A 23084-nucleotide genomic window follows, 5' to 3' on the forward strand; every position below is an offset into this window, starting at 1 on the left:
CCCGTTGATCTTGCACTTTCGGCCCCGGCATTCCGGTCATATCCCCCGGTGAGAGGGCGCTAACTGCAAGATCGCGGGGGAGAGGGGTAGGGGGGCGGTGGGGGTGGGGTCAGGGGCGAGCGCAGTGGGGGCGCAGGCGCACGCGTTCGGTGGTTTCGGTGATCGAGTTGGGCTCGACCACCAGGCGGGCGATCGTGGTGGCCCGGCCGGGACGGAAACTGCCCTGGTCGGCGGGGATCGTTGCGGTCCAGGTGCCGGCGGTGCGCTCGTCGGTGCACGCGCCGATCACGCCGAACCCGAAGCCGGTGACCGTGCCGCGCCGTGCCCGCTGCTCCAGGTGCACCTCGATGTACGCGAGGCCGCGCTCGGCGCCGCAGTCGAACCGGCCGCCGACGGTGGCGGTGTGCGCCCGTACGTCGGCGGCGCCGAACCAGTTGACGGAGACGCGGGGTGAGGCCGCCGGGGCGGCGACGGCGGCGCCCGGCGCGAGCCCGAGCGTGGCGGCGGTGGCCAGGGCGGTGAGGCCGGCGGCGAGCACTGGCTGTCGGACCGGGTTCATGAGCGGTCTCCTGTCGGGCGGTGGCGGAACGCGACCCGGTGGCGACTCGAGCGGTGGTGGGACGCGGACTCCGAAGTGGACGGCGTCAGCATCCCACCGCCGTGATACCCGCGAGCTGCAAGATCTCGGACAGATCAGCGGTTCAGGTGGGACCGGATGAGGAAGCGGACGCCCTCCGGTGCCTCCAGGGAGAAGCCGCTGCCCCGGCCGGGCACCACGTCGACGGTGAGCCGGGTGTGCTGCCACAGCTCCCACTGGGCCTTCGACATCCAGAACTCCACCGGCTCGGGCACGCCGTCGACGGCCAGCGAGGCGAGCAGCACGTCCGAGCCGCCGGTGCGGAACTCCCCGGCCGGATAGCACATCGGGGCGCTGCCGTCGCAGCAGCCGCCGGACTGGTGGAACATCAGTGGGCCGTGCTGCCCCCGCAGCGACCGGATCAGGTCGGCCGCCGCGGGGGTCACTGTCACGGTGTCACCCATCAGAAGAAGCCCAGCTTCTTCGGCGAGTAGCTGACCAGCAGGTTCTTGGTCTGCTGGTAGTGCTCCAGCATCATCTTGTGGTTCTCCCGGCCGATGCCGGACTGCTTGTAGCCGCCGAACGCGGCGTGCGCCGGGTAGGCGTGGTAGCAGTTCGTCCACACCCGGCCGGCCTGGATGGCGCGTCCGGCCCGGTACGCGGTGTTCAGGTCCCGGGTCCACACGCCCGCGCCGAGCCCGTACAGCGTGTCGTTGGCGATCTTCACGGCGTCGTCCAGGTCGGCGAAGGAGGTGACCGACACGACCGGGCCGAAGATCTCCTCCTGGAAGATTCGCATCGAGTTGTCGCCCTCGAAGATGGTCGGCTGGACGTAGTAGCCGCCGGACAGTTCTCCGCCCAGGTCGGCCCGCTCGCCGCCGGTCAGCACCTTGGCGCCCTCCTGCCGCCCGATGTCCAGGTAGGACAGGATTTTCTCCAGCTGGTCGTTCGACGCCTGCGCGCCGACCATCGTGTCGGTGTCCAGCGGGTGCCCCTGCTTGACCGCCTTCGTCCGGTCCACGGCGGCGGCCAGGAAGTCGGAGTAGTGGCCCTGCTGGATGAGCGCCCGGGACGGGCAGGTGCACACCTCGCCCTGGTTGAGCGCGAACATGGTGAAGCCTTCGAGGGCCTTGTCCCGGAAGTCGTCGGACGCGGCGCTGACGTCGTCGAAGAAGATGTTCGGGCTCTTGCCACCCAGTTCCAGCGTGACCGGCCTGATGTTCTCGCTGGCGTACTGCATGATCAGCCGCCCGGTGGTGGTCTCCCCGGTGAACGCCACCTTCGCCACCCGCGACGAGGAGGCCAGCGGCTTGCCCGCCTCGACGCCGAAGCCGTTGACCACGTTCAGCACGCCGGGCGGCAGCAGGTCGCCGATCAGCGAGAGCAGGTAGTGGATCGAGGCGGGCGTCTGCTCGGCCGGCTTGAGCACCACCGCGTTGCCGGCGGCGAGCGCCGGGGCGAGCTTCCACACCGCCATGAGGATCGGGAAGTTCCACGGGATGATCTGCCCGACCACGCCCAGCGGTTCGTGGAAGTGGTAGGCGACCGTGTCGTCGTCGAGTTCGCCGAGCGAGCCCTCCTGCGCCCGGATCGCCCCGGCGAAGTAGCGGAAGTGGTCGATCGCGAGCGGGATGTCGGCGGCGAGAGTCTCGCGTACCGGCTTGCCGTTCTCCCACGTCTCGGCGATCGCGAGGGATTCCAGGTTGTCCTGCATGCGGTCGGCGATCCGGTTGAGGATCAGCGAGCGTTCGGCGACCGAGGTGCGGCCCCACGCGTCGGCCGCGCCGTGCGCCGCGTCGAGCGCCTTCTCCACGTCCTCGGCGGTGCCCCGGGCCACCTCGCAGAAGGTCTGGCCGGTCACCGGGGTCGGGTTCTCGAAGTACTTCCCACCGTGCGGCTTCACGTACTCGCCGCCGATGTAGTGGTCGTAGCGGGACTGCCAGTGGGTGGGGGCGTCGTAGCGCGTCATGGGTACCTCCGCCGTCCGTCTGGGGTGGATGGCGGGCAGGCTAGTTTCCGGGACGTTGCAGGAACGTTGCGCGCGGCAGCGCGTACTCCTCGGCGAGCTGGCGGGCCCGCGCGAGCGCGAGCGGCCGGCGGGGCGCGCCCGGCGGCAGCGCCCGGGCCAGGGCCTGCCAGGCGGCCAGGTCGTCGCCACCGGCCGCCGTCGCGGTCCAGGCCGCGAGCAGCCCCGGATCGGCGCCGGCCAGCACGGCGGCGCGGACCTGACCGTCGACCAGGCGGCGCAGTCGCGCGACTCCCGGCGCGTCCGACCCGGGTAGCAGGGGCCCGGGGTACGCGCGCAGCGCCGCCGCCGGATCGCCACGCTCCAGCAGTTCGGTGACGGTACGGAAGTCCGCGCGCACGGCCGGCCGCAGCCGGTACGGGCGGGAGTCGAGCAGTTCCTCGCCGAGTACGCGGCGCAGCCGGGACAGTTCGGCGCGCAGCGTGACCGGGTGCCGCTTGTCGTCGCCGTAGAGGTCGAGGCCGAGCTGTTCCCCGGTGCGGCCCTCGGGATGGTCGACGAGCAGCACCAGCAGCTCGCTGTGCCGCCGGCCGAGCCGGATGCGCCGGCCGCCGACGCGCAGCTCCGCCTCGTCCCGCCCGAGCGCCGACACGTACGCCACGTCCGGCGCGGTGGGCGCGGCCCCGGCCAGGAACGCCTCGGCGGCCCGGGCGGTCGCCCGCACCAGCGCGAGGCTCTGCGGGTTGGCCAGGTGGTCCCCGCCGGTGATGTCGACGGCCCCCAGAAGCGCGCCGCTGACCGGGTCGTGGACCGGCGCGGCGGCGCACGTCCAGCGCTGCACCGGCCGGACGAAGTGCTCGGTGGCGAAGATCTGCACGCCGTGGTCGACGGCGAGGGCGGTGCCGGGGGCGTTCGTGCCGGCGTGCGCCTCGTCCCAGCGGGCGCCCGGTACGAAGTTCATCCGCTCGGCGTGCCGCAGCACCCCCGGGTGGCCCTCCACCCAGAGCAGCCGGCCGGCGGCGTCGCAGACCGCCATCAGGTGCGCGCCGTCCTGCGCGATGCCGCCGAGCAGGTCGCGGAACAGCGGCATCACCCGGGCCAGCGGATGCGCGGCGCGGTAGGTCTCCAACGCGTCGTCGGTGAGGTCGACCGGCGCGGTGGCCTCCGGGTCGAGCAGCGCGGACCGCTCCCAGGAGCGGGCGACCACCTCCCGGACGCCGCCTGTGGTTCCCGCGGTGAGGAACGCCTCGTGGGCGGCACCGACCTGCGCGATCCGCTCCGCCGGATCCGCGCCGAACTCCAGGGCGAGCCACGGGTCAGCCACCAGCGCCTCCTTCCACCCATCGTGACCCACCTCACGCCTGAGCGCCAATGCGTGATCCGGGTCACTTCAGCAGTGCGCGCGCTGCCCGCGGACCGGACGAACGGCCCAGACGGCTCGACGCCGGTTGTCGCAGCGTGGCCCGCGTGGAGGATGGCTGCTGCGGACGCTTACAGAACCCTTAACTGCGGCCTGCGAAGGTGTGCCGGACGACGAGGAAAGACACGGGGGAGCGCAAGGTGCGGGTGCTGGTGGCGGACGACGAGCGGCTCTTGGCGGACACGGTCGCCGAGGGGCTGCGACGGTTCTCCATGGCGGTCGACGTCTGCTACGACGGCGACGGCGCGCTGGAACGGATCGGGGTCAACCGGTACGACGTGGCGGTGCTGGACCGGGACATGCCCGGCGCCACCGGCGACGAGGTGTGCCGCAGCCTGGCCGGGTCCGACGCCGGTACCCGCGTGCTGCTGCTCACCGCCGCCGCCGGCATCCGGGACCGGGTCGCCGGCCTCGGGCTGGGCGCCGACGACTACCTGACCAAGCCATTCGCGTTCGCCGAGCTGGTGGCGCGGGTCCAGGCGCTGGGCCGCCGCTCCACCCCGGCCCTGCCGCCGGTGCTGGAGCGGCACGGCGTGGTGCTCGACGTGGCCCGGCACACCGCGACCCGGGACGGCAGCCCGCTCGGGCTGAGCCCGAAGGAGTTCGCCGTCCTGCACGTGCTGATGCGGGCCGGCGGCCGGGTGGTGAGCGCCGAGGAGCTGCTGGAACAGGCGTGGGACGAGTTCGCCGACCCGTTCACCAACGCGGTCCGGGTGACGGTGATGACCCTGCGCAAGAAGCTCGGCCAGCCGTCGGTCATCCACACCGTGCCGAAGGCCGGCTACCGGATCGGCGAGCCGGAGTGAGCCCCCGCCGCCGCATCCTGTTGGTCGGGGTGCTCGCCCTGCTCGCCGGGTTCTTCGTGCCCAACATGGTCAAGTCGCTGCTCGAACTGGTGTGGGGGCAGGCCCAGTGGTTCTGCGGCCTGGCCACCATCGGCGCGGTGTGCGAGCCGGGCCGTCCGTTCGTGCCGCTGCTGCCGCGACTGATCGAGTTGCTGGTGCTGGTGGCCGCCGGGCTCGCGGTGTGGGGCGCTGCCCGCTGGTGCCTGCGCCCGGTGCACGACCTGGCCGCTCCGATCGCGAACCTGGGACCGCAGAACCTCGGCTACCGCATCCGGCGCGGCGGCCGGGACGAGCTGGCCGGGCTCAGCCGCGCGATCGACGACATGCTGGACCGGGTCACCGCCGGGTACGAGGGACAGCGGCGGTTCGCCGCGAACGCCTCGCACGAGCTGCGTACGCCGCTGGCGGTGCAGCGCACCCTGATCGAGGTCGGCATGGCCCAGTCGCTCACCGGCGAGCAACTGGAACTGCTGACCGCCCAGCTGCTCGCCACGAACGAACGCAACGAGCGGCTGATCGAAGGGCTGCTCGCGCTCAGCGAGAGCGACCAGGGCCTGCGGTCCTCCACCCCGCAGCGCCTGGAGCAGATCGTCACCGGCGTGCTGGCCGCGTACGCCGACCGGGCTGCCGAGGCGGGTGTGACGGTGGAGTCCCGGCTGTCGCCCCGGATCGTGACCGGTGAGCGGGTGCTGCTGGAACGCCTGGTCACGAACCTGGTGGAGAACGGCATCAAGTACAACCGCGAGGGCGGCCGGCTCGTCGTCACGGTCGGCGGCGACCCGGCGCTGACCGTCACCAACAGCGGGCAGGCCGTGCCCGCCGAAGCGGTCGACGGGCTGTTCGAACCCTTCCGGCGCCTCGCCCGGGACCGGACCAACCAGGGCGGCGGCGCCGGGCTCGGCCTGGCCATCGCCCGCTCCATCACCCAGGCGCACGGCGGCATCATCGCCGCCCGCCCGGGTGAGGACGGCGGCCTGCGGGTCGACGTCCACCTGCCCCGCGTGGGCTGACCACCTCACACACGAACTCCGGGAGCCGCCGTCGCGGCGTCCCGCGATGACACCTGCCCGAGGACGGGACCGGCTCCGCCGCCTCCCTTTCGCAGACGGCCGGAGAGGAGACCGCAGTGCCGACGCGTACCGAGGGGAGCGCACCACCAGGTGACCGGGTGGTCTGGGCCGACGTGGCAAAGGGCGCCTGCATCGTGCTCGTGGTGCTGTGGCACGTCGTCGTCAAGGACTACCTGCGTATCGACTGGCGGGTCGGTCTGCCGGTGCCGGGCGCGTGGGGGCTGCTCGGCGAGCAGTTGCTGCCGCTGCGGATGCCGTTGTTCTTCGCGATCTCCGGCGTCTTCGCGGCGAACGCGGTGGCCCGCCCGTGGCGGGTGTCCGGGCGGTCCCGGATCGCCCGGAACCTCTACCTGTACGCGATCTGGCTGCTCGTCCACACCGCGCTGCTGGCGCTGGCGCCCGGCTTCCCGACCGACCGGGCCACCGACCCGGGTGAGCTGCTGGCCCAGCTCACCGTGACGCCCTCGAACCTGTGGTACCTGTACGCGCTGGCGCTCTACTTCGTGCTCGCAAAGGCGCTGCGCCGGGTCCACCCGGCGGTGCTGCTGATGGCTGCGGGCGCGCTGTCCGCGGTGGCGGCCACCGGGCTGCTGGACAGCCCCGGCAACCGGGGGCAGGTCTACCAGAACCTGGTGTTCTTCCTGGCCGGTGTGCACCTGCGGCCGTACCTCACGCGGTGGGCGGACGCCGCGAGCACCCGGCGGCTCGCCGGCACCGGTGCCGCGTACGCGGTCGCGCTGGCCGCCATGGCGCTGGCCGGCGCGCAGAGCTGGCCCGGCGTGTACCTGCTCGTCTCCGTGCTCGCGGTGGCGTTCGGGCTGACCGCCGCCGCCCGGCTGGCCCGGCACCGCCTGGCCGGTCCGGTACTGACCCGGCTCGGCCGCCGCACGCTTGGTGTCTACGTGATCCACATGCCGGTGCTGGCGCTGCTGGACCGGCTCCTCGCCGCACCGGTGGCCGGGCTGGACGGGCCCGCGCGGGCGCTGCTGGTGACCGTCTACCCGGTCGTGCTCACCGCGCTCGTGCTCGCACTGAGTCTCGCCGTGCACCGCTGCCTCACCGCGCTCGGCGCGCACTGGCTGTTCGACCTGCCGCGCCGCCGCGTCCACTCGAATCCCGAAGGAGAGACCATGCCCCGAACCGACGCGCCGGTGCTGCCGGACCGCACACATGTCGAGGAGGCCGCCCGCGCGCTGTCCGGCCGGGTGGTGCGTACCCCGGTGCTGCACAGCCCGGCGATCGACCGCCTGGCCGGCGCCCGCGTCCTGCTCAAGGCGGAGAACCTCCAGGACGGCGGCTCGTACAAGATGCGCGGCGCGATGCTGGCGGTGGGCCGGCTCGCCGCCGCCGGGCACACCGGCGTGGTCGCGCAGAGCACCGGCAACCACGCCGTCGCGGTGGCGCTGGCCGCGCGCCGGCACGGGCTGGCCGCGACGGTCGTGCTGCCGGTGGACGCCGCGCCGGTCAAGGTGGACCGGGCGCGGGCCGCCGGGGCCCGGGTGGTCCGGGCCGGCACCACTGTCGAGGAGCGTCTGGCCGTCGCCCGGCGGATCGCCGACGTGGAGGGCCACCCGCTCGTCGACGCGTACGACCACCCGGACGTGGTGGCCGGACAGGGCAGCGCCAGCCTGGAACTGATCGAGGAGGCGGCGCGGCGCGGCACGCCCCTGGACGCGCTTGTGGTGCCGGTGGGCGGGGGCGGCGGCATCGCCGGTGCCTGCCTGGCCGCGGCCGGAACGCCGATCCGGGTGTACGGCGTCGAGCCGGTCGGCTGCGACTCGCTCGCCCGCAGCCTGGCCGCCGGACGACCCACACCTGTCGCCCCGGCGCCGAGCCTGGCCGACGGGCTGCGGCCCGGGTGCGTCGGCGACCTGCCGTTCGCGGTGGCCCGGACCGCCGTGCGGGGGGTGGTCCGGGTCGACGACGACGCGATCGTCGAGGCGTTCCGGCTGCTCCTGCTGGACCTGAAGGTGCTCGTCGAGCCGTCCGGCGCGGCCGGACTGGCCGGCGCGTTGCGCCTAGGCGAGGTGGCCGGCGCGGGCGGCGTCGCCCGTTCCGGCGGCGGGGCGCCGTGGCCGCCCGAGGGCCGGCGGCAGATGACCGTCGGCGTGGTGCTGACCGGCGGAAACGTGGAAGCGGAAGTGGTGGCCCGGCTGGCGGGCGACCCGATGACTGTGGGAGTGGCGGCATGAGGTCGACAGTGCGGATCGGTGTCCTGTTCGGAGGCCCGTCGGCGGAACACGAGGTCTCCTGCGCCTCGGCGCTCGGCGTGGCCCGGGCCCTGGCGGAGCGGGGGCACCGCGTGGTGGCGCTCGGCATCACGCGTACCGGCGGGATCCGGCTGCTGCCGGAGCCGGTGCTCGCGCGGCACCTCGGCACCGTGGCGGCCGGCCGGGCGATCGACGACCGGCTACCGGTCACCGGGGAGGCGGTGGAACTGCGGCGCGGGGCAGCCGCCGGCACCGTGGCGGTCAGCGCGGCCGACGACCCGGCCACCGTGCACGCCGAGCTGGACGTGGTGTTCCCGGTGCTGCACGGCCCGTACGGCGAAGACGGCGTGGTGCAGGGGCTGCTGGAATCGCTCGGCGTGCCGTACGTCGGGTGCGGCATCCTCGCCTCCGCCGTCGGCATGGACAAGGTGGCGATGAAGCGGGCGCTGCGGGCCGAGGACGTGCCGACCACGCCGTACGTCTGGTTCGACGAACCGACCTGGCGGGCCGCGGCGGACCCGGAGAAGCTGGTGGTGGGGCTGCGCGGACCGCTGTTCGTCAAGCCGGCCCGCATGGGCTCCTCGATCGGCATCTCCCGGGTGGCAGACGGCGACGACCTGGTGGCGGCCGTGGAGGAGGCGTTCCGGCACGACCACGTGGTGCTCGTCGAGCAGGGCGTGACCGGCCGGGAGCTGGAATGTGGCGTGCTCGGCGGCTGGCAGCCGGAGGCGTCGGCGGTCGGCGAGGTCCGGGTCGCGGGCGGCTGGTTCGACTACCGGCAGAAGTACTTCGGCGACGCCGACCCGATGATCGTCCCGGCGCCGCTGCCGGACGAGGTCACCGAGCGGATCCGCGACCTGTCGGTACGGGCGTTCACCGCGATCGGCGGCTGGGGGCTGGCCCGTGTCGACTTCCTCTACGACGAGACCACCGGCGACCTGTTCGTCAACGAGCTGAACACGCTGCCCGGCTTCACCGCGCACTCGATGTACCCGAAGGTGTGGGCCGAGTCGGGTGTCGCGTATCCCGAGGTGGTGGACCGGCTCGTCGCGCTCGCCTTCGCCCGGCACGCGGCCCGGCCGTCGCGCGAACACCCCGGGGGCACGCCGTGATCCTGCTCTCCGACCCCCGGGTCGCCGCGGTGTCCAGCCGGGACGACGGCGAACCCCTGGTGGACCTGCGCGACGTGCCCGGACTGCGGGTGGACGGGCGGGCCGCCGATCCCGCCGGGGCGTACGCCCGGGTGCGGCGCGGTGTCGCGGACCGGTTGCTGGCCGCGCAGCGCGCGCTGCCGGCCGGGCTGCGCCTGCTCGTGGTCGAGGGCTACCGGCCGTACCGGGCGCAGCTGGACATCTTCACCGGCTACCGGGACGAACTGCGCCGGCGTCACCCGGACTGGCCGGCGGACCGGCTGCACCGGGAGACCACCAAGTTCGTCTCGCCGGTCGAGGTGGCCCCGCACAGCACCGGCGGAGCAGTCGACCTCACCCTGTGCGACGCCGACGGTGTGGAGCTGGACATGGGCACCGCGCTCGACGCCACCCCGGAGGAGAGCGCCGACGCCTGCTTCACCGCCGCACGGCACATCCCGGTGAGCGCGTGGCGCAACCGGAACGTGCTGGTGGCGGCGTTGAGCGGCGCGGGGATGGTGAACTACCCGACGGAGTGGTGGCACTGGTCCTACGGCGACAGGTACTGGGCACTGATGACCGGAGCGCCGCACACCCGTTACGGTCCGTTGTAGTCCATCAGGCCAGGTGAACGTTCCGGCCCTCCCGTCCGTACCACGCGGCGAACGACAGCGACGACGGGAGAGAACGTGAGGGTGCAGCGCAAGCACGTGATGGCGGCAACCGTGGCGGTGACCGCCACGGTGGCGGTCTCGGTGGGCACCGGACTGGGTTTCGCGGACACCGCGCCGGTCGGGCGTTCGGTCTGCGCCGGGTCGGTGACCTTCTCGGCCGAGGGCGGACCACCGGCCGCGACGAGCGACAGATTCCCGGTGGGCACCCGGCTGCGGGTGACGAACCTGGACAACCGCAAGGTGGCCACGGTGACCGTGACCGGGCCGTCCGGGAGCTGCGTGCTGCTGAACGCCGCCGCCATGGACCTGGTACGCGAGCCGGGCAAGAACGTCATCCGCCGCAACGTGGTGGAACGCCTCGACGGCGCCGCCGCCCCGGCACCCGGCGCCCAACCGGGTGAGACCCGTCCGGGCGCCGCGCAGCCGATCGGCGGCAGCGTCTGCTCCGGCGCGCTCACGTTCTTCGCCGAGGGCGGAGCACCGGCCGCCACCAGCGGCCAGTTCCCGCAGGGCACCCGGCTGCGGGTGACGAACCTGGACAACAACAAGGTGGTGACGGTGACCGTCACCGGGCCGTCGGGGAGCTGCGTGCTGCTCAACACCGCTGCCATGGACGCCATCCGGGAACCGGGCAAGAACCTGGTCCGGCGCAACACCGTCGAGCTGCTCCGCTGATCCTCCGGGTGGAACACCATGGGCCGGCCCTGGGGGAGATCGGGCCCATGGTGTTCCACGTCCGGGGTCAGCCGAAGGCGGCCGCCAGGATGTCCAGTCCCCGGCCCAGCTCGTCGTCGGAGATGACCAGCGGGGGCAGGAACCGCAGCACGTTGCCGTAGGTGCCGCAGGTCAGCGTGAGCAGCCCGGCAGCGTGGCAGGCCGCCGAGATCGCCGCCGTGGCCGCCGGGTCCGGGGTCAGCGTGCCGGGCTGCACGATCTCCACGGCGAGCATCGCGCCCCGGCCGCGTACCTCGGCGACGCGCGGGTCACCGGCGGCGATCGCGCGCAGCCGCTCACCCATCACCGCGCCGATCCGGCGCGCGGCGGCGGCCAGGTCCAGCTCCCGCATCGTCTCGATCGACGCGAGCGCGGCGGCGCAGGCGATCGGGTTGCCGCCGTACGTGCCGCCCAGGCCGCCGACGTGCACCGCGTCCATCAGCTCCGCCCGGCCGGTCACCGCCGCCAGCGGCAGGCCGCCCGCGATGCCCTTGGCCAGCGTGATCAGGTCCGGCTCGACGCCCTCGTCCGTGCAGGCGAACCAGTCGCCGGTGCGGCAGAAACCGGTCTGGATCTCGTCGGCGACAAACACCACGCCGGCCGCCGTCGCCCACTCGCGCAACGCCGGCAGGAACCCCGGCGCGGGTACGACGAAACCGCCCTCGCCCTGGATCGGCTCGATGAGCAGCGCAGCCACGTTCTCCGCGCCCACCTGCTTCTCGATCATCTCGATCGAGCGGGCCGCCGCGGTGGCGCCGTCCAGCCCGCCGTCGCGCAGCGGGTACGACATCGGCACCCGGTAGACCTCGCCGGCGAACGGACCGAACCGGTGCTTGTACGGCATGTTCTTCGCGGTCAGCGCCATGGTCAGGTTGGTCCGGCCGTGGTACGCGTGGTCGAACACCACCACCGCCGGCCGCCCGGTCGCGTGCCGGGCGATCTTCACCGCGTTCTCCACCGCCTCCGCGCCGGAGTTGAACAGCGCCGAGCGCTTCTCGAAACCACCCGGGGTCAGCGCGTTGAGCTGCTCGCAGACCGCCACGTACGACTCGTACGGCGCGACCATGAAACAGGTGTGGGTGAACCGTTCGACCTGCGCGCGCACCGCCTCGACCACGCGCGGCGCGGAGTTGCCCACGTTGGTGACGGCGATGCCGGCGGCGAAGTCGATCCACTCCCGCCCGTCCACGTCGGTGATCGTGCCGCCGCCCGCCCGGTCCACGTACGCGGGAATCGTGCTGCCCACGCCCCGCGCCACGGCCTCGACCCGGCGCTTGTGCAGCTCCTCGCTGGTGGCCATCGGCGATCAGCCCTCGATGTTGTGCATGACGTGCTTGACCCGGGTGTAGTCCTCCAGGCTGTAGACCGACAGGTCCTTGCCGTGGCCGGAGTGCTTGAAACCGCCGTGCGGCATCTCCGAGACGAACGGGATGTGCGTGTTGACCCAGACGCAGCCGAAGTCGAGCCGGCGGGTCATCCGCATGGCCCGGCCGTGGTCGCGCGTCCACACCGAGGCGGACAGGCCGTAGTCGACGCCGTTCGCCCAGCGCACCGCCTCGTCCTCGTCGGAGAACCGCTGCACGGTGATGACCGGCCCGAACACCTCGTCCTGGATGATCTCGTCGGCCTGGCGTACGCCGGAGACCACTGTCGGGGCGTAGAAGAAGCCGCGCTCGCCGACCCGGGCACCGCCGGTGGTGACGTTCGCGTGGTCCGGCAGCCGGTCCACGAATCCGCTGACCCGGGCGAGCTGGTTGGCGTTGTTCAGCGGGCCGTAGAGCACGTCGGCGTCGTCCGGCCCGCCGGTGCGGGTGTTGCGGGCCTGCTCGGTGAGCGCGGCCACGAAGTCCTCGTGGATGCCCGGCCCGGTGAGCACGCGGGTCGCCGCCGTGCAGTCCTGCCCGGCGTTGAAGTAGCCGCCCATCGCGATCGCCTCGGCCGCCGCCGCCACGTCCGCGTCGTCGAAGATCACCACCGGGGCCTTGCCGCCCAGCTCCAGGTGCGTCCGCTTCAGGTCCGGCGCCGCCGCGGCGGCGACCTCCATGCCCGCGCGGGTCGACCCGGTGATCGACACGAGCTGCGGGGTCGGGTGGGAGACCAGCGTACGGCCGGTGTCGCGGTCGCCGCAGACCACGTTGAACACGCCCGGGGGCAGGTGTTCGGCGGCGATCTCGGCCAGCAGCAGCGTCGACACCGGCGTGGTGTCCGACGGCTTCAGTACTACCGCGTTACCCGCCGCCAGCGCCGGGGCGATCTTCCAGACCGCCATCATCAGCGGGTAGTTCCACGGCGTCACCTGGGCGCAGACGCCGATCGGCTCGCGCCGCACGTACGAGGTGTGCCCGGCCATGTACTCACCGGCCGAGCGGCCCTCCAGCAGGCGCGCGGCGCCGGCGAAGAAGCGCAGCTCGTCCACCGCGGGCGGCAGCTCCTCCTCGGTGGTGAGCTGCCGGGGCTTGCCGGTGTTGCGCACCTCCGCGTCGACCAGTTCGGCGGCCCGTGCCTCGACCGCGTCGGCGAACTTCAGCAGAGCCCGCTGCCGCTCGGCCGGCGTGGTGTCCCGCCAGGTTTCGAACGCGGCGGCGGCGGCCTTCATGGCCGCGTCCACGTCCGCCGCGCCGGAGACCGGGGCCTGGGCGAAGACCTCGCCGGTGCACGGGTCGATCAGGTCGGCGTAGCCGCCGTCCACCGGGTCGACGTACTCGCCGTTGACGAAGTTGCGCAGCTGCTGCTGGTCGCTCATCAGAAGTCTCCGAGAAGGTGGCCGGGGGGAGGGTCAGCGGAGGTTATCGCAATCTGACTGCCATCTTGGCTACTAAATCCGAGGCAGACAAGGGTTTGGGCAACTGTTTCCGCGTGAGCGCCTGTGGTCTAGGCTGCCGGTCGTGGAGCCGAGAGCCTTCTACGTCGCCGGTCGCCCCGCCCACGGCGAGGACGAGCTGACCGTCACCCATCCGTACGACGGGCAGCCGGTGGGGCGTACCACGCTCGCCACGGCTGACCAGGTCGAAGCCGCCGTCGCGGGCGCCGCCCGGGTGGCGGCGGAGGCCGCGGCCCTGCCCGCGCACGCCCGCGCGGCCGCCCTGGACCACGTCTCCCGGCGGCTCGCCGAGCGGGCCGACGAGGTGGCCGCGCTGATCACCGCCGAGAACGGCAAGCCGGTCAAGTGGGCCAAGGCCGAGGTGGGACGCGCGATCTCCACGTTCCGCTGGGCTGCCGAGGAGGCCCGCCGATTCTCCGGCGAACTGCAACGGCTCGACACCGACCCGGCCGCCACAGGGCGGATCGCCCTGGTCCGGCGGGTGCCGCGCGGGCCGGTGCTCGGCATCACCCCGTTCAACTTCCCGCTCAATCTGGTCGCCCACAAGGTCGCCCCGGCGCTCGCCGTCGGCACCCCGATCGTGGTCAAGCCGGCCCCGGCCACCCCGCTCAGCGCGCTGCTGCTCGGCGAGATCCTGGCCGAGACCGACCTGCCCGAGGGCATGTTCTCGGTGCTGCCGTTGCCGAACGAGCGCGCCGCCGAACTGGTCGCCGACCCGCGGCTGCCGGTGGTGTCGTTCACCGGCTCCGGACCGGTCGGCGCGGCCATCCGCCGGGCCGTGCCGGACAAGCACGTCACGCTGGAACTCGGCGGCAACGCCGCAGTGGTGATCTGCGAGGACTGGGCCGCGGACGAGGACCTGACCTTCGCCGCGCACCGCATCGCCACGTTCTCCAACTACCAGGCCGGGCAGTCGTGCATCGCGGTGCAGCGGGTCTACGTGCACGAATGGCTCTACGACGGTTTCCTGCCCCGGCTCGTCGCGGCGGTGCAGGCGCTGCGCACCGGCGACCCGCGCTCCGAGCTGACCGACGTCGGCCCGTTGGTGTCGGTCGAGGCGGCGCAGCGCGTCGAGACCTGGGTGGACGAGGCGGTCGCCGCCGGCGCCGTCATCGAGACCGGCGGGCGGCGCGACGGCGCCACCTACCCGCCCACCGTGCTCAGCGGCGTGCCGGCCGACGCGAAGGTGTGCGCCGAGGAGGTGTTCGGGCCGGTACTGGTGGTCGCCCCGGTCGCCGACGACCGGGGCGCGTTCGCCGCCGTCAACGACTCCGTGTACGGCCTGCAGGCCGGTGTCTTCACCCGCCGGCTCGACGTGGCGTTCGATGCCGCCCGCACGCTCGAGGTCGGCGGCGTGATCGTCGGGGACGTGCCCTCGTACCGGGCCGACCAGATGCCGTACGGCGGAATGAAGGGCTCCGGCGTCGGACGCGAAGGGCTGCGCAGCGCCATGGACGACTACACCGAGCCGCGCGTCACGGTGCTGACCGGCGTGGCCCTCTGATCACTCGCGGCCTCACCAGGTGCCGTCCTCGCGAACCCGGGCGGGGGCGCGGCCGAGCAGCAGGGTGGTGAGGGCGGCGTCGATGTCGGCGCCGAGGAACCACTCGCCGGCCTGGTCGAGGGCGAAGATCCGGCCGTGCTCGTCGACCGCGAGGATGCTCTCCTGACGTTCGCTGCCGAGCGGGAAGAGGCGGGCGCCGATGACCGCGGCGAAGTCGGCGAGAGAGTCGGCGCTGTGTGCGGCCCGGAGCGGATTCGTGGTGAAACGACTGATCCAGACCTGCTCGCCGGGGCCGCGTCGCCGGCTCAGGACGGCCGGGAACGCGGTGAGTGCCGCTTCGGCGGCGGGAAAGGCCTCATGCCGGTGATGCTGCCCCGCGATCTCTCTCGTCTCCGTCATCGCGCCCATCGCGAGCGCCTCGTTGAACATGCTGATCTGCCAGCCGCCGTCGATGAGGGCGTGGGCGACCTCGTCGGGGAACCGCCCGGGCTCGATGACCTCGCGCGGCTCCGGCCGCCATTCCGCCACGAAGGCGAGGTCGGACCACGGCAGTACCGCGAACCGCACCAGGAACCGGACGCACGAGTCGCAGGGAAGATCCGCCTGTCCGCCCAACGGGTCTCCCGCTTCGCGGATGCGGAAGCTCTCGATCCGGCCGGTGCCGAGCAGGTCCCGTGCGTCCTCAAGGGACAACGGGGGCAGGCCCTCGGTGGCGCGGCGGTGGTCGTGCTCGTACAGCGCGTCGGAGACGACGATCATCTCGGCGTGCCGCTCCCCACCGCGCACCAGATGCCCCGCGGGTAGCTCGTCCAGGTAGGACTGGACGAGCGGATGGTGGCGCACCTCGACGTCGCCCTTCGCGCCCTGCGCGACGTGCTGCCGGCCGTCGAGCGTGAGGTGCGCCGCCGCGCCGGGCGTGGGCAGGCGGGTCAGCTCACGCAGCAGCTGGGCGGCCGGATCGACGGTACGCGGCGCACGCGGCTCGGCCGGTCGCCGTTGCCGGTACATCCGCTCGACCGCCTCGGTCGGCACCCGAGGCCAGGTGGACACCTCGCCGGTCGCCTTGTCGATCACGGTGGTCGGCAGGTCGCCGGGCAGCGCGCGGGCGTCGGTGGACACGGTGGACGTCACCACGTAGCCCAGGTCGAACTCCTCGACCTCGGGCGTGCAGGGAAAACCGAGGCGGTCGGAGTCCCGCCGGGCCCACACCGAGGCGATCTGCTCGGCCTGCTGTCGCTCGATCACCACCTGAAATTACCGGACCCCACGGATTTCGTGGCACCCGGTATGGTCGGCCCTACCCACGGTGACGGAAGGGGAGCGACGGTGGCCGAGAGTGCGGACCGGGATGCGAACCGTGCACTACGCGCGCGCTTCGACGAGGTGTACGGCCAATACCAGCGCCTGCGGTCCGGTTTGGACGAACTCCAGACCAAGCTGGCCGAGCTGCGGGTCACCGAACGCTCCGACGACGGCCAGGTGACCGCCGTCGTCGGCGCCCGAGGCGAGCTGATCAGTGTCGAGGTGAGCCCGGCGGCGTTCCACGACCGGGACGCCCGGGCGTTGAGCCGGAAGATCACCGAGACCGTGCTGCGCGCCTCCACCGCGGCGACCACCGCCACCCGCGAACTGGTCTCCGGCTATCTGCCGCCGGGTTCCCCGTCGGTCGAGTTCCTGCGTACCCATGACTTCGGCGCACTGCTCGGCCGGGCCGACTCCGTGCTGGCCCGCGGCGAGTGACAGGTGGCCGGGGGAGAGATCTGGCTGGACCCGGACCGCGCCCGGCGCGGCGGTGCCGACCTGGCGCTGTCGGGGCGGGCGGTGAGCGCGGCCCGACGGGAGACGGGCGAGCCGATCGCCGCCGCGAGCGCCCAGCGACCCTGGGGCCGGGACGACATCGGCGCCGCGTTCGACAAGCACTACCAGGGCTACGCCGAGACGCTGCTGCGCGCGTGGGAACTTCTCGGCCGCTCGCTGGAGGTGCTCGGGTCGGACGTCGTCCGCTCGGTCACGGCCACCGTGGAGACGGACCTGAGCAACGCCCGTGACCTCGGGAAGATCCCGCAGCAAGGGCACAACCCCCATCGGCCCCGGCGCTGACCACCGGAGGATCCGCGCGTGAGCATGCTGCCCAGCCCGATCCCGCACCCGCTCGACTTCTGCCCGTGGGATCTGCCCGGCTGGATCTACGAGGCGCTCGACTGGGTGGTCGGCGTCGAATGGCCGGAGGGCAACGAGCGCGCCGTCTGGGACCTGGCCGACCAGTGGTACGGCGTGGCAGGCGTCCTGACCCGTCCGCGCGACGACGCGGTCACCGCCGCCGGTGAGGTGAAGAGCGGCTACGGGGGAGTCGGCCTGGTCGCCGGTGCCTTCGACACGGCCTGGCACAAGCTCGCCGAGGGCCAGGACGCGCCGCTGCACGTCCTGGTCGCGGCCACCGACGAGCTGGCGCGGCTTGTCGACTCCTGCGGCTGCGACATCGAGGGCGCGAAGCTGGAGGCCTGGATCGAGCTGGGCATCCTGGTCGTCGAGTTGCTGTCCCTGGCGGTCGCCACAGTGCTCACGCTGGGCGCCGCCTCACCGGCGGCGGCCGCCGCGATCACCGCCACGCGGGTCGTGGTGCAGCAGATCTTCAAGCGGCTGGTGGCCCAGCTCGCCCGCAAGGCGGTCAAGCAGGGCCTCAAGGAGGCGGGCGAGCGGGCCGCGAAGGAGGTGGCCAAGTCCGGTGTCCGCACGCTGGCTCGGCGGGCTGCGATCGGCGGACTGCTGGAGGCCGGCCAGGAGGCCGGCACCAGCCTCGGCACGCAGGCGTACCAGAACTCCACCGGCCGGCGGGACGGCCTCGACCTGGCCGACGTGAGCACGTCGGCGCTCGGCGGATTCGCCGGCGGCGCGGTCGCGCCGCTGGCCGGGCTGGGTCGGCACGCCAATGGCCGGTTCGCGGAGATCGGCGAGCGGTTCGGGCGGGAGATAACCGGCGAGACGCTCGCCGAGACCGCGGCGGGTCTGGCGACCGGTCAGGGCCCGTCACTCGAGGATCTGGCGCGTGCGGCGGCCTCCGGCGCGACCGGTTCCGCCACCAACCAGGCCGACTCGGCACTGCAACGCCGCCTGGACGGCCAGCTGAGCGGGTTGACGGTGTCGCCGGTCGGTCTGGACGTGCCGGTCGTCGCCGACCCCGTCGGACTGATCCCGGCCCAGCGGGTCGCCGAGCCGATCGTCCAGAGCGGCGACGCGATGGCGGGCGCCGTTCCCGTGACACCCACACACGTCACGCCCCAAGCCGCCGGCCCGCACCCGCTCGCCGTGGACCTGCCCCGCCCGGCGCCGGATTCCGCAGTGACGCCGCAGACCGATGCCGTTCCGCACAGCACGACGCCTCTGACAGCCGCCACGAGTCCCACGTTGTCCTCGGTGGTCACGGACGCGCCCGTCGCCGGTCCGTCCCTGCCCGGGCCCGGAGTCCATGCCGGTGCGGGTCCGGTCGTGGCGCCGATCGACAGTGCCGCGCCGTCCTCGACCAGCCCGATTCAGGCGGCAGCCACATCGGCGACACTTCCTGCACCGCCTGCTGATCCCCCGCAGACCACGGCGCCACCAACGGCGGACCGCCCCGCCCCTATCAGCAACGGAGGTCAGGCGGGACCGGCTCCCGTCTCACCGGTCAGCCTTCACCCGAATCCGGGAGCGCCGGCCGTCGGGCCCGAGCCCCGACCGGGGCCGAATCCCCGCTTTCCGCTGCTGGACTCGTTGGCTCCGCACCGCCCTCCCATCGACTCGCCAGGGCCCCACCCGGGTCCGCCCCATGTCCAGTCGCGGCCCCGTGAGACCGCCGAGCAGCGTGCCGCGCGGCTGAAAGCCGATCGGGAGGGTTTGGACCGGCGGCGCTACCAGGGCTATCTGCAGTCTCAGCGTGCCTTGCACGAGGAGAACAGGCGGGAGGCGCAGATCAAGGAGCTGCGTGATCTCGCCGAACAGCATTACGAGGCGGCGCGTTGGCTCCTCATGCAGGCCCACGAACTGCGCCAAACCGGGCGGCACGAGCTCGCCGACCGGCACGTGTGGGAGGGCCGGCGGCGAGAACGCCTGCACTACCGAGCCGTCGACGAGGTGGAGGCGGTCCGTGCCGGCCAGCGTCTGCCGCGTGAGGTGATGGTCGAGGACGACCTCGACTTCTACCGCATCAACGACGACGTGGCGGACCTCGCCGTCGGCGCGGTGGAGACGGCCGACCACTCCGCGCTCACCGGTCACGGCCATCCCGAGCCGATCGACAGGTCCCGGCCCTACGGCCGCCGGGGAGGGCTCCGGCCTCCGCTCGCGCTGCACCAGACCGACCTCGAACGGCAGATGCCCCGCAATCCGGACGGCAGCGTGACGCGTACCGCCGATCCCCGGCGCGGTGGCTGGTTCCGCCTCGCGAACGACGGCGGACCGGCGGCCGACGCCACCCGGGGGATCAACTGCCTCGACTGCACGCTGTCGCTGTTCGAGACGTGGGTTCACGGACGGCCGCGCGTCGCGGCGCCCCGGACGTTCGACGGTTACCTGCACGGCGACGTGAACCGGCCGGTGGGCGGCGAGGCGGACGGACCGCTGCGGGTCGAGCAGACGACCGGCGGCCGGTTCCAGAACCTCTGCCCGCCGGATCGGCCCGGAATCACCGGCCGCGACCGGCAACTGCTGGTGGACGGCGGGTACCGGGACCTGTACGCGCAGCTCGCGTCGGGCGGCCACGGCAGCTACGCGTTCCTCATCACCAGCTTCGAGGGTGGCGGCTCGCACGCGTGGGTGGCGTTGAACCAGGACGGCACGATCCTTTTCCTCGATCCGCAGACGGGCGAGGTGGCGAACCGGCCGATCTACCACCACAGCGGCCGACCGGCCCGCAGCAACGTGGTCGGCGTCGACGCTCTGGTGCTCGGCCCCGACGGCCGGCCGATGCCACTCACCGGCCGCCCGCCCGGCACCTACAACGTCCTGCCCGAGCCGCTTCCCCGCCCGGAGCCGCCACGACCGCCGGCCCCGCCACCGATCGCCGACGGCCACGTACCGGACTTCAACCACGTCCACCTGCTCGGCGAGTCCACCACCTTCCACCGCCACGCCGACGGACCGATGCCGGGCAGCGCGCCGTCCGTCGAGCCGGAACCGGCCCGGGTACGCGAGGACCACCGGCAGGCGCACGCCGACCGGATCGCCGCCGGGCTCTACGTGCGCGACGCGCTCGCGGAGACCGGGAATCTCGACGCCGCCTTCGCCGCCGGGGTGACACCCGTCGAACTGGCGCAGCACGCCGACGTGCCGACGCTACGGCGGCTCGTACCCGGGCTCGATCAGAGCGCCGCGAACGACCTGAGCCGGCTGCTCGCAGACCCGCGCGTCCAGCGGATGCTCGACCAGAGCTGGGAGGCGCCACCGCGACGGGAGGAGTTGCTGGCCGAGACGGTGGTGCGGCAGCTCGCGGAGCGACCCGACCTCGTCCGGATGATCCTGGCGACCCCGGAACTCGCGAACTCATTGACCGCCCGGCCGCTGACCCTGCACCACCTGGCGAGTCACCAGCAGGCCATCGACGTACTCGGCGAGGTCATCAACGACATAGTCGTACGCGGCGCCGAGGCGGTGATCGCCCCAGAGCCGCTGAAGCCCTACCCGACGCCGATCAGCGAAGAGCAGCGGGAACTCGGCGAGCGAGTTGCGAGGCGCGGCCAACGGCGGTTGCAGCTCGGGTTCGACAGAACCCGACGAGATGACGAGGCGTATCGCCTTGCATACGTCGATCAGCTGTACGCGCAGGCGGCGGTAGCTCAACCGGAGCTGAACACGCTCGCTGTTGCCCTGGCTGCCGACCAAGGCACGCCCGATTGGCGAAAGGAACCCAAGAATCGGGACCGCGTTCTCGACAAGCTGGTCGAGTACGAGAACGACGCGTCCAAGCTCAAGGACTTGGCGGGTGCCAGAGTGCAATTCGACACCATCGATGCTGTCTATCAGGCGCTCGGAAGGCTGAGCGCCGACCCGACAGTGGTAATACTCCATGTCAAGGACCGGTTCCTAGATCCGCAGGACAGCGGCTACCGGGACCTCTTGCTCAACCTTCGGATGTCGAACGGCCACATGGCAGAGCTTCGACTGCAGCTCGCGGGGATCGAGGAGGTCTCGGAATGGGAGCATGCGCTGTATGAAGTCCGACGTGACCTGGAAGCGGTTGCCGAGAGTGATGGCAGGCCGTTGACACACACAGAACGCGCCATCCGTGACGGGCTCCTCCGGCGCGCGCAAAGCATCTACTGGAGCAAAGTGCAGGAGAACGTCGGGAAGGTGCCGCCGCAGTGACGCCGGTGAGAGGCTTGGCGCTACCCAAGTTCTTCAACTACTACGACTCTCCCGTGAAGTTGGTCGCCACCCCAGACGGTGGTATGGCTGGCTGGAGGCTGTCCAAGGACACCGGGGGCTGGCGCGAGGCCAACAACCTCATCGACAAGGTGCTGTTCGAGGGCGGGGATGAGATCTATGAGGTCTCCCCTGAAGAGTTTGTTCAGCTCACCGAGCTTGAGAGAAGCCTCTACCTCCGCGGCGACGGGCCGATTTTCGCTCTCTACGAAACCGTCCGGGCGATCGAGGACACGCTCCAAGCTGAACGCCGGTACCCGACGCCGCAGGAGCAGGCGCTGATCCGGGGCGTCCGGCGGCGGACCTTCGTGATGTTCGAGGAGCAGCTCCGACAGGCCGGTGACCCCGCCGCCGACCCGAGCGTCGCGACCAAGACTTCCTGAGCCTGCTTGTGGCAAACGTCAATCGAGATGACGGCTTCGACGAAGGTGGCACCCTCGCAGAGGCTTGCGTCGGTGCGAGCGCCGCTGCCTACATGCGCCACTGGAAGCTGGATGGAATCAACGAGCTTCCCGCATATTTCGAGCACTACGACACGCCCGTGAAGCTGGTGGCCGCGCCGCAGGGTAGTTACGCCGCTTGGAAGCTGGACCGCAGGACCGGCGGCTGGCGACCAGCGGACGATCTGGTCGACGACGTGATCGGCGGCATAGGCGGAGAGATCTACGTTCGCTCGGCTGATGCCTTCGTCCAGCACGTCGAGCAGTTGAGAGGGCGGTACCTGAGGGGCGAGGGTGAGATCTTCGCCCTCTATGAAAGGGTTCGCGCCATCGGCGAGCAGGCTGTCGGCGCGAAGCGCAGTTGTACCTCCGAGGAGGCGGCACTGATTAAGGGCATCCGGCGGCGGACCTTCGTGATGTTCGAGAAGCAGCTTCAGCAAGCCGGCGATCCCGCCGCTGACCCCACCATCGCCTCGACCGCATCCTGAAGTGGCCGTTGACGTCTTGTCCTTCGGTGAAGGTCCACCCTGCCCGGTATCGGAGCGGACCTTCCTCCACTCGTCACCCTCTGGAAGGAACTGGATGCACGTGTGGGTAAGAGCATCGTGACGGTGCCGTACGTGTCGCCCGCCGACGTGGCGGAGGCGAGACGCGTACAGGAGGAGTTGCGGTCCCGGGTGGACCTGACCGGGCCCGGTCCCGCCGCGCCTGCGACGGTGGCCGGGCTGGACGTGGCGTACGCGCCCGGCGGTGACCTGCTCGCCGCGGCCGTCACGGTCCTGGACGCGACCACCCTCGACGTGGTCGACGAGGCGGTGTGCGTGGGGCGGCCCGCCTTCCCGTACGTGCCGGGGCTGTTCGCGTTCCGCGAGATGCCGGCGTTGCTGGCCGCGCTGGACCGGCTCACCACCCGTCCCGAGCTGCTGGTCTGCGACGGGCACGGGCTGGCACACCCGCGGCGGTTCGGGCTGGCCTGCCACCTGGGCCTCGTGACCGGGCTGCCCACCATCGGGGTGGGCAAGACGCCGCTCGTCGGCTCGTGGACCGGGCCCGGCCCGGAGCGGGGTGACAGCGCCGACCTGTGCGACGGCGGCGAGGTGGTCGGGCGGGTACTGCGGACTCAGGACGGTGTCCGGCCGGTCTTCGTGAGTGTCGGGCACCGGATGGGGTTGGACAACGCGGTGCGGCGGGTACTGGCTCTGACGCCCCGGTACCGGCTGCCGGAGACGACCCGTACGGCCGACCGGCTGTGCCGGCGGGCCCTCGCCGAGGCAGGCGCGTCGGGCGGTGACCTGGGCGGGCGGTGATCGCGTGGCG

The 23084-nt window shown here is 72.5% G+C and carries 20 protein-coding genes; 13 read left to right on the forward strand and 7 right to left on the reverse strand.

The features are described 5' to 3' along the window. Positions 1–109 precede the first annotated feature (109 nt). The 4 genes from ACQP26_RS05045 to ACQP26_RS05060 form a co-directional block, all read right to left on the reverse strand. Positions 110–559: a hypothetical protein gene (locus ACQP26_RS05045; protein ID WP_433495068.1), complete on the reverse strand. Its 450-nt coding sequence runs from the start codon at positions 557–559 to the stop codon at positions 110–112. 134 nt (positions 560–693) lie between these two features. Then, complete coding sequence (locus tag ACQP26_RS05050; protein ID WP_262012457.1) at positions 694–1041, reverse strand: DUF779 domain-containing protein; 348 nt, start codon at positions 1039–1041, stop codon at positions 694–696. Next, entirely contained in the window at positions 1041–2546 is a 1506-nt protein-coding gene (gene adh, locus ACQP26_RS05055; protein ID WP_433495069.1) for an aldehyde dehydrogenase, read from the reverse strand. Before adh ends, ACQP26_RS05050 begins: the two co-directional genes overlap by 1 nt. 40 nt (positions 2547–2586) lie before the next feature. Beyond that, the gene (locus tag ACQP26_RS05060) at positions 2587–3867 is read right to left on the reverse strand and encodes a transcriptional regulator (RefSeq protein WP_433495070.1); all 1281 of its coding nucleotides are present in this window, start codon (positions 3865–3867) and stop codon (positions 2587–2589) included. Positions 3868–4103: 236 nt separating this feature from the next. Here ACQP26_RS05060 and ACQP26_RS05065 point away from each other — a divergent pair, with 236 nt between their 5' ends. The 6 genes from ACQP26_RS05065 (at position 4104) to ACQP26_RS05090 (ending at position 10567) form a co-directional block, all read left to right on the forward strand. Continuing rightward, a complete protein-coding gene (locus tag ACQP26_RS05065; RefSeq protein ID WP_091418650.1) occupies positions 4104–4769 on the forward strand; it encodes a response regulator transcription factor in 666 nt (221 codons plus the stop codon). Next, the gene (locus tag ACQP26_RS05070; protein WP_433495071.1) at positions 4766–5818 is read left to right on the forward strand and encodes a sensor histidine kinase; all 1053 of its coding nucleotides are present in this window, start codon (positions 4766–4768) and stop codon (positions 5816–5818) included. Before ACQP26_RS05065 ends, ACQP26_RS05070 begins: the two co-directional genes overlap by 4 nt. A 116-nt stretch (positions 5819–5934) precedes the next feature. Further along, a complete protein-coding gene (locus tag ACQP26_RS05075; RefSeq protein WP_433495072.1) occupies positions 5935–8070 on the forward strand; it encodes a pyridoxal-phosphate dependent enzyme in 2136 nt (711 codons plus the stop codon). Continuing rightward, a complete protein-coding gene (locus ACQP26_RS05080) occupies positions 8067–9200 on the forward strand; it encodes a D-alanine--D-alanine ligase family protein (protein ID WP_281578959.1) in 1134 nt (377 codons plus the stop codon). The genes ACQP26_RS05075 and ACQP26_RS05080 overlap by 4 nt, the downstream gene beginning before the upstream one ends. Then, the gene (locus ACQP26_RS05085) at positions 9197–9832 is read left to right on the forward strand and encodes a M15 family metallopeptidase (RefSeq protein ID WP_269702050.1); all 636 of its coding nucleotides are present in this window, start codon (positions 9197–9199) and stop codon (positions 9830–9832) included. Before ACQP26_RS05080 ends, ACQP26_RS05085 begins: the two co-directional genes overlap by 4 nt. 75 nt (positions 9833–9907) lie before the next feature. Beyond that, a complete protein-coding gene (locus ACQP26_RS05090; protein WP_269702048.1) occupies positions 9908–10567 on the forward strand; it encodes a hypothetical protein in 660 nt (219 codons plus the stop codon). A 67-nt stretch (positions 10568–10634) separates the two neighbouring features. On the opposite strand, the gene gabT is transcribed toward ACQP26_RS05090, so the two are convergent. Beyond that, positions 10635–11906 (reverse strand): 4-aminobutyrate--2-oxoglutarate transaminase, encoded by a 1272-nt coding sequence (gabT, locus tag ACQP26_RS05095; protein ID WP_433495073.1) that lies wholly within the window; start codon positions 11904–11906, stop codon positions 10635–10637. 6 nt (positions 11907–11912) lie between these two features. Further along, positions 11913–13349, reverse strand: coding sequence for a gamma-aminobutyraldehyde dehydrogenase (locus ACQP26_RS05100; RefSeq protein ID WP_281578956.1), 1437 nt, complete (start codon positions 13347–13349; stop codon positions 11913–11915). A gap of 142 nt (positions 13350–13491) precedes the next feature. Between ACQP26_RS05100 and ACQP26_RS05105 the strand changes: the two genes are divergently transcribed. After that, the gene (locus tag ACQP26_RS05105) at positions 13492–14931 is read left to right on the forward strand and encodes an aldehyde dehydrogenase family protein (RefSeq protein ID WP_433495074.1); all 1440 of its coding nucleotides are present in this window, start codon (positions 13492–13494) and stop codon (positions 14929–14931) included. A gap of 12 nt (positions 14932–14943) precedes the next feature. On the opposite strand, the gene ACQP26_RS05110 is transcribed toward ACQP26_RS05105, so the two are convergent. Continuing rightward, the gene (locus tag ACQP26_RS05110) at positions 14944–16179 is read right to left on the reverse strand and encodes an SUKH-3 domain-containing protein (RefSeq protein WP_433495075.1); all 1236 of its coding nucleotides are present in this window, start codon (positions 16177–16179) and stop codon (positions 14944–14946) included. Positions 16180–16257: 78 nt separating this feature from the next. Between ACQP26_RS05110 and ACQP26_RS05115 the strand changes: the two genes are divergently transcribed. The 6 genes from ACQP26_RS05115 (at position 16258) to nfi (ending at position 23074) form a co-directional block, all read left to right on the forward strand. Beyond that, positions 16258–16671 carry a YbaB/EbfC family nucleoid-associated protein gene (locus ACQP26_RS05115; RefSeq protein WP_269702042.1) on the forward strand — a complete coding sequence of 138 codons (414 nt, stop codon included), beginning with the start codon at positions 16258–16260 and terminating at the stop codon, positions 16669–16671. Positions 16672–16674: 3 nt separating this feature from the next. Then, entirely contained in the window at positions 16675–17031 is a 357-nt protein-coding gene (locus ACQP26_RS05120; protein ID WP_281578953.1) for a hypothetical protein, read from the forward strand. 24 nt (positions 17032–17055) lie between these two features. Next, complete coding sequence (locus tag ACQP26_RS05125) at positions 17056–21270, forward strand: toxin glutamine deamidase domain-containing protein (protein ID WP_433496090.1); 4215 nt, start codon at positions 17056–17058, stop codon at positions 21268–21270. Continuing rightward, on the forward strand, positions 21267–21710 hold the full coding sequence (locus tag ACQP26_RS05130) for a hypothetical protein (protein WP_433495076.1): 444 nt from the start codon (positions 21267–21269) through the stop codon (positions 21708–21710). Before ACQP26_RS05125 ends, ACQP26_RS05130 begins: the two co-directional genes overlap by 4 nt. Positions 21711–21718: 8 nt before the next feature. Beyond that, complete coding sequence (locus ACQP26_RS05135) at positions 21719–22255, forward strand: hypothetical protein (protein WP_433495077.1); 537 nt, start codon at positions 21719–21721, stop codon at positions 22253–22255. A gap of 102 nt (positions 22256–22357) precedes the next feature. Continuing rightward, positions 22358–23074, forward strand: coding sequence for a deoxyribonuclease V (gene nfi, locus ACQP26_RS05140; RefSeq protein WP_433495078.1), 717 nt, complete (start codon positions 22358–22360; stop codon positions 23072–23074). Positions 23075–23084 lie beyond the last annotated feature (10 nt).

Source organism: Micromonospora sp. CA-248089 (genome assembly GCF_050948515.1).
Lineage (GTDB): Bacteria > Actinomycetota > Actinomycetes > Mycobacteriales > Micromonosporaceae > Micromonospora.